General features: G+C 68.8%; 9 protein-coding genes. 8 read left to right on the top strand and 1 reads right to left on the bottom strand.

Features of this window, described 5'->3' with window-relative positions:
* Positions 1-45 precede the first annotated feature (45 nt).
* The gene (locus tag KHO22_RS32125) at positions 46-390 is read right to left on the bottom strand and encodes a VOC family protein (protein WP_211951229.1); all 345 of its coding nucleotides are present in this window, start codon (positions 388-390) and stop codon (positions 46-48) included.
* Between the two features lie 220 nt (positions 391-610).
* Here KHO22_RS32125 and KHO22_RS32120 point away from each other — a divergent pair, with 220 nt between their 5' ends.
* From KHO22_RS32120 to KHO22_RS32085, 8 genes are all read left to right on the top strand, one after another.
* Complete coding sequence (locus KHO22_RS32120) at positions 611-1762, top strand: LLM class flavin-dependent oxidoreductase (protein WP_211951228.1); 1152 nt, start codon at positions 611-613, stop codon at positions 1760-1762.
* A gap of 198 nt (positions 1763-1960) precedes the next feature.
* A complete protein-coding gene (locus KHO22_RS32115) occupies positions 1961-3154 on the top strand; it encodes a flavin-dependent monooxygenase (RefSeq protein WP_211951227.1) in 1194 nt (397 codons plus the stop codon).
* A gap of 26 nt (positions 3155-3180) precedes the next feature.
* A complete protein-coding gene (locus KHO22_RS32110) occupies positions 3181-4935 on the top strand; it encodes an FAD-dependent oxidoreductase (protein ID WP_211951226.1) in 1755 nt (584 codons plus the stop codon).
* Positions 4932-5456, top strand: a complete 525-nt coding sequence (locus KHO22_RS32105; protein WP_211951225.1) for a flavin reductase family protein — start codon at positions 4932-4934, stop codon at positions 5454-5456. Before KHO22_RS32110 ends, KHO22_RS32105 begins: the two co-directional genes overlap by 4 nt.
* 101 nt (positions 5457-5557) lie before the next feature.
* Complete coding sequence (locus KHO22_RS32100; RefSeq protein WP_211951224.1) at positions 5558-6322, top strand: SDR family oxidoreductase; 765 nt, start codon at positions 5558-5560, stop codon at positions 6320-6322.
* A 27-nt stretch (positions 6323-6349) separates the two neighbouring features.
* Entirely contained in the window at positions 6350-7405 is a 1056-nt protein-coding gene (locus tag KHO22_RS32095; RefSeq protein WP_211951223.1) for a ferredoxin--NADP reductase, read from the top strand.
* Between the two features lies 1 nt (position 7406).
* On the top strand, positions 7407-9038 hold the full coding sequence (locus KHO22_RS32090; RefSeq protein WP_211951222.1) for a FadD3 family acyl-CoA ligase: 1632 nt from the start codon (positions 7407-7409) through the stop codon (positions 9036-9038).
* An 18-nt stretch (positions 9039-9056) separates the two neighbouring features.
* The gene (locus KHO22_RS32085; RefSeq protein ID WP_211951221.1) at positions 9057-9503 is read left to right on the top strand and encodes a nuclear transport factor 2 family protein; all 447 of its coding nucleotides are present in this window, start codon (positions 9057-9059) and stop codon (positions 9501-9503) included.
* Positions 9504-9546: the final 43 nt, after the last annotated feature.

The following is a 9546-nucleotide window of genomic DNA, read 5'->3' as shown; positions in this document are numbered from 1 at the left end:
TACGCCAGGCAAAACAGCGGCGCCCGCCAAGAACGACAACACCAATCAACCCTTCCCGCTGAGCACCAGAGAAAACCCCTCCGGTGTCTGCAGCACCGCACGCGTCTCATGCGGGCCCTGCGCCGCGGGCAGCGTCACGGTGGCGCCGGCATCCACCAGCCGTGCAATGGCGGCGTCGATCTCCTCTCCTTCCTCCATCCTGAACGCCAGCGCCGGCTGGTCGACGAGCTTCTCTTCGCCGGCCACGAGCGCCAGCGTCAGCGCGCCGGCATCGAGCGCGCAATAGCGGTCGCCATCGCGGAATTTCACGGACAGGCCGAGTCCTTCGGTGAAGAACGGCAGCGCGGTGTCGATGTCCGCGACGGGGTAAAGCAATAGTCTGGCTTGCATGATGTCCTGGTCCCTTCGATGAACGGGCGTGATGTGGAACTGAGGCCCGCAACCAATGATAGGGATGCGCCACGGAGTGCTCATAATCCAATCAGACGATGTTGCAACGCCTTGCGCCGACCACACTGCAAGCACACAGGCCGCTACCGGCCCGAGGCGCGGCACCCGGCGGCGTCCCGGCGGCGGTCCTGGACCATCAATACCAGGGAAGGGGACTGCAATGCGTTTTTCGCTGATTTATGAAGCACAGACCGTCGACGCCTCGCGCGCCGGCGACCACAAGGTGTTCGATGAAATCATGGAACAGGTGGTGCTCGCCGAGGACATGGGCTTCGACGTGGTCTGGGCGGTCGAGCATACCGCGCTGACCAACTACGCGCACATGAGCGCGCCGGAAACGTTCCTGGCCTTCGTCGCCGGGCGCACGCAGCGCATCGGCATCGGCCACGGCGTGGTATGCCTGCCGCCCGCGATGAACCATCCGGTCAAGGTCGCCGAGCGCATCGCCACGCTCGACATCCTCTCCGGCGGCCGCGTGCACTTCGGCGTGGGCAAGGGCGGCACGCAGCAGGAGGCCGGCACCTTCGGTTACGACCTGAACAGCCTGCACCCGATGATCGACGAGTCGATGTACCTGATCCCGAAGATCATGACGCAGGACGAAATCGAGCACGACGGCGAGTTCATCAAGATCCCGCGCCGCCCGATCCATCCCAAGCCGCGCCAGGACCCGCATCCGCTGATGTACCTGGCATGCACCAATGCCGAGACGCTGCAGCGCGCCGGTGCGCGCGGCATGGGTGCGCTGGTGCTGGGCTTCGGTGGCCCGGAGGATGTCGCCAAGAAGAATGACATCTACCGCACCGCGTGGGAAACCCGCAAGCCTGAGGACCAGGTCGGCTTCCGCCCGCACCAGCACCTGGCGGCGCTGTGCCCGACCATCGTGCTGGACGACGGCCTGGCCGCGCGCAAGATCGGCATCAAGGGGCAGCGCTATTTCATGGAGTCGCTGTCGTACTGGTACGCCGGCGGGGAGCGGCCCGATCCGTCCACCTGGGACGACGAGCACGTCACCGCCACTGACGCGCAGGGCAAGGCCGTCATCAACACGAAGTTCGCTTCCGAGAAGGTCTCGGTCGACTTCAGCGACCCGTCGATGATGATGCTGAACCCGAATCATGCCTACGGCACCGTGGAGGACTGCATCGGCTACGTGCAGCGCCTGATCGACGCCGGCGCCGACGAGATCCTGTTCATCTGCCAGATGGGCACGGTGCCGCAGTGGGCGCAGCTCGAAACCATCCGCAATATCGGCGAGCACGTGATCCCGCACTTCCGCAAGCAGGGCCGCAAGCTGCGCGCACTGGCCTGATCCCGGAGGCGGCTGCCTGCCGGGGGTCTGCGCCTCGCTCCCGCGTGCGGGAGCAAGGCCGGGGGAGCGGGCCGGCGCATCCGCGCAGCGCCGTACGCCAGATCGCGGGAACAGCTAGTCCCAACAGACGATGGCACCCCGCCCAGCCGGTGCAAACATCAACGCCAGCCACAAGACAAAACCACAAGGAGACCCGCGGTGCCTCACCACAACGACCCCAAGGAACTGGCCGCACGCCTAATCGCGCGCGCCGAACAGATGATTCCCGCGCTGGCCGGGCGCGCCGGACAGGCCGAAGCCGAAGGGCGCATCCCCGCCGAGACCCTCGCCGAGATGCAGGCCGCGGGCTTCTTCAAGGTGCTGCAGCCGCGCCGCTACGGCGGCTACGAACTTGACCCGCAGACCTTCTTCCGGATCCAGATGGCCCTGGCCAGGGGCTGCATGTCCACCGCCTGGGTCTACGGCGTGGTCGGCGTGCACAACTGGCAGCTCGCGCTGTTCGACGAACGCGCGCAGAAGGAAGTGTGGGGCAACGATCCCGCCACGCTGATCGCCTCGACCTATATGCCGGTTGGCAAGGTCACGCCGGTCGAAGGCGGCTACCGCTTCTCCGGCCACTGGAAGTTCTCCAGCGGCAGCGAACTGTGCGACTGGATCTTCCTGGGCGGCCTGGTGCCGCCGGCCGAGCCGGGCGGTGCCTATGACTACCGCACCTTCCTGCTGCCGCGCTCCGACTACAGGATCGTGCGCAACTGGGACGTGCTGGGCCTGCGCGCGACCGGCAGCCACGACATCGTGGTCGACGACGTGTTCGTGCCGGACTACCGCACCCACCGTGCCGTCGATGGCGCCATGGGCACCAGCCCGGGCTTGGCGCTCAACGACACGCCGCTGTACCGCCTGCCGTTCGCGCAGATCTTCGTGCGTGCCGTGTGCACCGCGTGCATCGGCGCGCTGGAAGGCACGCTGGACGATTTCATCGGCTATGCCGACGGCCGTGTCAGCAGCAACGGCGGCAGCAAGACCGCGGAGGACGGCGGCGCGCAGATGGCCTGCGCCAATGCACAGGTGGCCATCGACGAGATGCGCACAGTCCTTGAACGCAACTTCGACGAACTGCTCGCGGTCGCCCGTGACGGCGGACAGGTGCAGACGCCGCGCCGCCTGCATTTCCGCTACCAGTCGTCGCAGGTGGCCGAACGCTGTGCGCAGCTCGCCAACGGCCTGCTGCGCTATGCCGGCGGCAACGGTATCTACTGCTCCAACCCGATGGTGCGCCGCTTCCTGGACCTGCACGCCGCGCGTGCCCACTACGCCAACAACCTGGACCGCTTCGGCCAGAACCTGGGCGGCGTGATGATGGGCCGCGCCAATACCGACTTCTTCATCTGAAGGCGGCCATGGCAAGGGAGCCCATCATGACCCAGAACACAGCGCGCATGCAGCCGAAGGAGTTTGACGTGGTGGTGGTCGGCTCGGGTGCCGGCGGCATGCTTGCCGCCTGCCGCGCCGCCGACCGCGGGCTGTCGGTGGTGGTGCTCGAGAAGAGCAGCCAGTACGGCGGCACCTCGGCGGTGTCCGGCGGCGGCATCTGGATTCCGCTCAACCACCATATCGCGCCGGCCGGCGGCCAGGACGACTATGCCAGGGCGCTGGAGTACGTGCTCGCCTGCACCGGCGAGCATGGCGATCCCCAGCGCATCCGCGCCTACCTTGAGCACGCGCCGCGCATGCTGCAGTACCTGGAACAGCAGGCCGGCGTGCACTATTACACGCTGCCGCGCTACGCGGACTACTTCCAGAAGGAACCGGGCGCGATGCCCGGCTACCGCGCGCTCGATCCGATGCCGTTCGACGGCGCGCGCCTGCGCGAGGAATTCGACCGCTTGCGCCCGCCGTCGCCGGGCACGCTGGTCGGCGGCCGCGTGGCCGTGACCTCGGGCGAGGCCCATGCGCTGCTGTGCCGCTCGCCCGGCTGGTTTGGCCTGGCGGTGCGCCAGTTCGCCCGCTACTGGCTCGATTTCGGCTGGCGCCGCAAGACCCGGCGCGACCGCCGGCTCACGCTCGGCAACAGCCTGGCCGGCGGCCTGCGGCGGGCCATGATGGATCGCGCGATCCCGCTGTGGCTCGATACCGCGCTGCAGGACCTGATCGTGGAAGACGGCACCGTGCGCGGCGTGCGCGCCATGCAAGACGGCAAGGTGGTCGAGATTCGCGCGCTGCGCGGCGTGATCCTTGCCGCCGGCGGCTTCGAGCGCAACCAGGCCATGCGTGAACAATATTTGCCGCAGCCGACGCGCGCCGCCTGGAGCGCCACGCCACCCAGCAACACCGGCGACGGCATCCGCGCAGCGCAGGCCGCCGGCGCCGGCGTGGCACTGATGTCCCATGTCTGGGGCGCGCCCACGGTGCACGTGCAGGGCGAGGAGAAGCAGCGCGCGCTCTTCATCGAGCGCGCCATGCCTGGCTGCCTGGTGGTGAACGGGCAGGGCCGGCGCTTCGTCAACGAGGCCGCGCCATATTCCGAGTTCGTGCCCGCCATGTACCGCGATCATGAACAGACCGGCTGCAGCGTGCCGGCCTGGATGGTGTTCGACGCCACGTTCCGGCACAAGTACCCGTGCGGCCCGATCCTGCCGGGCTCGGTCATGCCGGACCGCGGCATTCCGGCCAATCTGTCCGGCATCCTGGTGCGCGCTGACTCGCTGGCCGAACTGGCGCGGCAGATCGGCGTCGATGCCGACGGGCTTGCCGGCAGCGTGGCGCGCATGAACCGCTACGCCGCCACCGGCGTCGACGAAGAGTTTGGCAAGGGCGACAACCTGTTCGACACCTACTACAGCGACCCGGCGGTGCAACCGAACCCGTGCCTCGCGCCGATCGGCAAGGCACCGTTCTATGCCGTGCGGCTCGATGCCGGCGATATCGGCACCAAGGGCGGGCTGGTGACCGATGCCGGCGCGCGGGTGCTGCGCGAAGACGGCAGCGCCATCGCCGGGCTGTTCGCCATCGGCAATACCAGTGCCTCGATGATGGGCACCAGCTATCCCGGCGCGGGCTCCACCCTGGGCCCCGCCATGACCTTCGGCTTCATCGCTGCCGAGCTGCTCTCGCAGCGGACCCCGCAGCCGGCCGCCGTGCCCCACGCTCAAACCGTACAGGAGGCCTCATGAGCGCCAATCCCGAAACCAGCACCGCGCTGCGCGACGACATGCTGAAGGCGATGCGCCGCATGGCGCGCTCGGTGGCGGTCATCAGCTGCCGCCAGGGCGAGCGCCGCTATTCGATGTCCGTGACCGCGGTCGATTCGCTGTCCGCGGACCCGCCTTCGCTGCTGATCTGCATCAACCGCAATGCGTCGATCTATCCGCCGCTCGATGCCGGCGCGGACTTCTGCATCAACCTGCTCGCCGCCGACCACCGCGACATCGCGGTGGACTGCAGCGGCCGCCTCAAGGGCGAAGAGCGCTTCACCAGCGGCGAGTGGGAAGACGACCTGCTCGGCGTGCCGTGCCTGCGCGACGCCCAGGCCAACCTGGTCTGCAGCCAGGATGGCCGCTTCGACTACGGCACGCACGCGGTCTTTATCGGCCGGCTGCGCGAAGTGCGGCTGGCGGGCGAGGTGTCGCCGCTGGTCTACGTCGACGGCGCCTACACCACGTCCGCGCCGCCGGGCGCGCTGTGCCCGGCCTGAAGCGGCAGCGCAGGACCATGAAGGCCGGCTCCGCCATGCCGGCCGCCACCTGACACAACAGCCTGCCGGCAGCCGGCAGGCGCACAACGAGGAGATTTCCCATGAGCCGACGTACTGAAGGCAAGATCGCGATCGTCACCGGGGCCGCCAGCGGCGTCGGCAAGGAAGACGCACTGCTGCTGGCGCGCGAAGGCGCGCGCGTGGTGCTGACCGACCTCAACGAGGAAGCCGGCCACGCGCTGGCGCGCGAGATCGGCGAGACCGCCCTGTTCGTACCGCACGACATCGCCAGCGAAGCCGGCTGGCAGCAGGTGATGGCGCGCACCGAGCAGCGCTTCGGCGCACCGGACGTGCTGGTCAACAATGCGGCCATCCTGATGCTGGGCACGGTCGAAGACACCACGCTGGAGCAATGGCAGCGCGTGATGCGCATCAACGCCGACGGCTACTTCCTCGGCTGCAAGTACGGCGTCGCCGCGATGAAGGCGGGCGGCGGCAGCATCGTCAATATGTCGTCGGTGGCGGCGCTGGGCGGCATGGGCGCGTTCTGCGCCTACAGCGCCAGCAAGGGCGCGGTGGCCGCGCTGACGCGCGCGGTGGCAGTCCACTGCAAGCAGAGCGGCTACAAGGTGCGCTGCAACTCGATCCATCCGGACGGCATCCTGACGCCGATGACCGCGGCCTTCCTGCCCGGCGGCGCCGCGGCCCTGTCCGAGGACATCGGCGGCGCCGAGCCGATGCAGCGCATGTGCCATCCGCGCGACGTGGCCAACCTGGTGCTGTTCCTCGCCTCCGACGAATCGCGCTTCATCAACGGCGCGGAACTGCGCATCGACAACGCGCAGACCATCATGGGCGTGGCCTGACGCCGCCCCGAGCCAGACAAGGACATCATGGCGCCAGTACCATTCCACCGGCTGCAGATCGCCGAGGTCGTCACGGAAACGGACCAGGCGCATTCGCTGGTATTCGCGCTGCCGGACGGCCTGCGCGATACCTTCGCCTACCGCCCCGGGCAGTTCCTGACGCTGCGCGTGCCCGTCGACGGCAAGCCGCTGCAACGCTGCTATTCGCTGTCGAGCACGCCCGAGGTCGATAACGCCCTGCGCGTGACGATCAAGCGCGTGCAGGGCGGGCGCGTGTCCAACTGGATCTGCGACCACCTTGGCGCGGGCGACACGGTGGAGGTGATGGCGCCGGCCGGCGTCTTCACGCCGCCCACGCTGCATGGCGATTTCCTGTTGCTGGCCGGCGGCAGCGGCATCACGCCGGTATTGTCGATCGCCAAGGCGGCGCTGCGCCACGGGCGCGGCGCGGTGACGCTGGTCTACGCCAACCGCGACGAGCGCTCCATCATCTTCGCCGAAACCATCGCCGCGCTGGCGCGCAGCCACCCGGGCCGGCTGCGCGTGATCCACTGGCTGGACAGCGTGCAGGGCCCGCCGACGCAGCGCCAGCTCGAAGAACTGGCGCGGCCATGGAGCCTGGCCGAGTGCTTTGTGTGCGGTCCCGGCCCATTCATGGACGCGGCCCAGGCGGCGCTGCAGGAACTCGGCGTGCCGCGCGGCAAGCTGCACGTGGAGCGCTTCCTGTCATTGCCCGATGCGCCGGCGGCAAAGCCGCCAGCACAGCCGGCCGTGATGGATGCGGCCACGCCCCCGCCCTCCGTGCGCGGCGCGGCATTGACCGTGCAGCTCGACGGCGCAACCCACCATGTCGGCGTGACGCCGGACGAAACCGTGCTCGACGCCCTGCAGCGCGCCGGGGTGGCCGCGCCCAATTCCTGCCGCGCCGGCCTGTGTGGCGCCTGCATGTGCCAGGTGACGCGGGGCGACGTGACGCTCGGCGAAAACCATGTGCTCGACCGTGCCGACCTGGAGGCGGGCTGGACCCTGGCCTGCCAGGCGCGCGCGGCGAGCGACGAGATCCACCTGAAGTTCCCGGACTGACATGACTGCCTCTGACACCATTGATGCCATTGCGGCCCCGGCCGGCCTCGACGCCGCCGGGCAGGAGGACCCTGCCGCGACCATTCCCGAACTGGTGCGGCGCGCGGCGCAGCGCCACGGCGAACGCACCGCCATCCAGGAAGACGGGTTGCGCCTGAGCTATGCCGGGCTGGATGCGTGCCGGATACAGGCGGGCCGGGCGCTGATGGCGCTCGGCGTGCAGCCGGGCGACCGGGTCGCGGTATGGGCGCCGAATTTCTCGGAATGGATCATTGCGGCGCTGGCCACGCACAGCGTGGGCGCGGCGCTGGTGCCGCTCAATACGCGCATGAAAGGCGCGGAAGCGGCGGCCGTGCTGGCCGACAGCGGCGCGCGCCTGCTGTTCTGCGTCGATGATTTCCTCGGCGAGCGCTATCCGCAGATGCTGGCGCCGCACCGGCCGGCCACGCTGGAGCGCCTGGTGATCCTGCGGCCGGGGCAGGGCAGGGTGCAGGCCGACGGCGAGCTGGCGTGGGAGGGCTTCCTCGATCTGGCCGAGCAGGTGGACATGGCCGCGTTCGCGCAGCGCGAGGCCGGCGTGCGCGGCGACACGCCCATGGACATCATGTTCACCTCGGGCACCACCGGGCGGCCCAAGGGCGTGATGGCCGCCCACGCGCAGAACCTGCGTGCCGTCGACGGCTGGGCCGCGATCACGGGCGTGCAGGCAGGGGACCGCTACCTGATCGTCAACCCGTTCTTCCATACCTTTGGCTACAAGGCAGGATGGCTAGCGGCGCTGTCGCGCGGGGCCACCGTGCTGCCGCACCTGGTATTCGACGCCGACGCCGTGATGACGCGCGTGGAGAACGAGCGCATCACGGTGCTGCCGGGGCCGCCGACGCTGTATCAGACGCTGCTGAACGCGCCGCGCCTGCGCGAGTTCGACCTGTCGTCGCTGCGCATCGCCGTGACCGGCGCCTCGGCGATCGCGCCGGTGCTGATCCAGCGCATGCGCGACGAACTGGGCTTCGACACCGTCATCACCGGCTACGGCCTGACCGAGTCGTGCGGCTTTGCCACGCTGACCCGCGCGGGCGACGATGCCGAGACGGTTGCCGGCACATCGGGCCGCGCCATGCCCGGGGTCGAACTGCGTTGCGTCGATGCGCAGGGGCAACCGGTCGCCACCGGAGAGGCCGGGGAGGTGCTGGTGCGTGGCTACAACGTGATGCAAGGCTACTTCGGCCTGCCCGAGGCCACGGCGGAAGCCATCGATGCCGACGGCTGGCTGCACACGGGCGACGTCGGCACGCTCGATGCGCGTGGCTACCTGCGCATCACGGATCGCATCAAGGACATGTTCATCGTGGGCGGCTTCAACTGCTACCCGGCGGAAGTGGAAAAACTGCTGGTGGCCCATCCGGCGGTGGCCCAGGTCGCAGTCGTCGGCATGCCGCACGAGCGGCTGGGCGAAGTCGGGCGCGCCTACGTGGTGCTGCGCCATGGCGCGCGCCTGGATGCCGAGACGCTGATCGTCTGGGCGCGCCGGCACATGGCCAACTACAAGGTGCCGCGCGAGGTGCATTTCGTCGCATCGCTGCCGGTGAGTGCGGCGGGCAAGGTGCTGAAGTATCAATTGCGTGAAGCCTGATCAACGAGGGGATTGGACATGACAGAGATTGCCGGCATTGCCGACCGCCTTGCGCGGCTGGAAGCGGCGGATGCGATTCGAGCGCTCAAACTGCGCTACCTGCGCGCCTGCGACGACAAGGACCCGGAAGCCATGCGCGCCTGCTTCGTGCCGGACAACGCGCATATCCACTATGACCGCATCGGCAGCTTTCCCGGGCGTGATGCACTGGTGCAGTGTTTCGCGGACCTGGCATGCCGGCCCACGCTGCGGGAGATGCATTTTGCCGGGCAGTCGGATATCCGGGTGCTGGATGCGGAGTCGGCGCAGGGGAGCTGGGATCTGGCGTACCTGGCGCTGGATGATGCCAATGGCTCGCGTACGTTCCTGACCGGGCGTTATGCAGATGAGTATGTGCGGGTCGACGGGGTGTGGTTGATCCGGTCGACGGTGTTTACGACGGGGTTGTTGTCGCAGGGGGGGTGATTGAGTTTTCGTTCTTGGCGGGCGCCGCTGGTTCGCCGGCGTG

The organism is Cupriavidus yeoncheonensis (assembly GCF_905397275.1).
GTDB classification, from domain to species: Bacteria; Pseudomonadota; Gammaproteobacteria; order Burkholderiales; family Burkholderiaceae; genus Cupriavidus; species Cupriavidus yeoncheonensis.
The sequence above is the reverse complement of the archived record's forward strand: the minus strand, read 5'-3'. Positions and strand labels throughout refer to the sequence as shown.

What these genes read in the sequence shown, in the direction of transcription:
- KHO22_RS32125 (WP_211951229.1), bottom strand. Translation starts at nt 390, where the DNA reads ATGCAAGCCAGACTATTGCTTTACCCCGTCGCGGACATCGACACCGCG.
- KHO22_RS32090 (WP_211951222.1), top strand. Translation starts at nt 7,407, where the DNA reads ATGACTGCCTCTGACACCATTGATGCCATTGCGGCCCCGGCCGGCCTC.
- KHO22_RS32110 (WP_211951226.1), top strand. Translation starts at nt 3,181, where the DNA reads ATGACCCAGAACACAGCGCGCATGCAGCCGAAGGAGTTTGACGTGGTG.
- KHO22_RS32120 (WP_211951228.1), top strand. Translation starts at nt 611, where the DNA reads ATGCGTTTTTCGCTGATTTATGAAGCACAGACCGTCGACGCCTCGCGC.
- KHO22_RS32105 (WP_211951225.1), top strand. Translation starts at nt 4,932, where the DNA reads ATGAGCGCCAATCCCGAAACCAGCACCGCGCTGCGCGACGACATGCTG.
- KHO22_RS32095 (WP_211951223.1), top strand. Translation starts at nt 6,350, where the DNA reads ATGGCGCCAGTACCATTCCACCGGCTGCAGATCGCCGAGGTCGTCACG.
- KHO22_RS32085 (WP_211951221.1), top strand. Translation starts at nt 9,057, where the DNA reads ATGACAGAGATTGCCGGCATTGCCGACCGCCTTGCGCGGCTGGAAGCG.
- KHO22_RS32100 (WP_211951224.1), top strand. Translation starts at nt 5,558, where the DNA reads ATGAGCCGACGTACTGAAGGCAAGATCGCGATCGTCACCGGGGCCGCC.